General features: G+C 43.4%; 1 protein-coding gene. It reads right to left on the bottom strand.

What is annotated here, in order from left to right; translation table 11 throughout:
- On the bottom strand, positions 1-460 hold a 460-nt coding region (locus SB754_RS19240), incomplete at its 3' end, for a group II intron maturase-specific domain-containing protein (protein ID WP_410784017.1).
- Between the last annotated feature and the right edge of the window lie 15 nt (positions 461-475).

The raw sequence follows: 475 nt of genomic DNA, 5'->3' as shown, positions 1-475 counted from the left end.
TTACTTTTGTTCGAGCGTTCTTCCACTGTTTCCATAGGCACATACGGAGCCTTCTTCTTATCCATTCGTCTAGACTGGAGAAGACCGAAGGTGTGTCTGCAAGTGAGAAGTATCCCGCCCAGCCAATAAGGTATCTATTTAGCTGTTCAATTCGATACTCCATGGGAAGCGCTTTTGACCTTGAGGTAAATTCTCGAATTCGTTGTTTTACCTTCTTCATGCTTTCTTTCGCGATTCGAATCTTTGGATCAGACTGGTGGGTAAAGCTAAACCCTAAAAATTTTCGTTTCCATGGCCGGTCTACTGCACTTTTCTCAATGTTCACCTTAAGTTTTAATTTATTCTCGATGAACCAGGAAATAGATGCCATTACCCGTTCGCCAGCCTTCTTTGAAGAAACGTAGACATTACAGTCGTCCGCGTAGCGGACAAATCTGAGCCCTCGTTTTTCTAGCTCCATGTCCAATTCATGCAA

This window comes from Leifsonia sp. SIMBA_070 (genome assembly GCF_046534635.1).
Lineage (GTDB): Bacteria > Actinomycetota > Actinomycetes > Actinomycetales > Microbacteriaceae > Leifsonia.
This window is presented reverse-complemented; position numbering and strand designations above follow the sequence as displayed.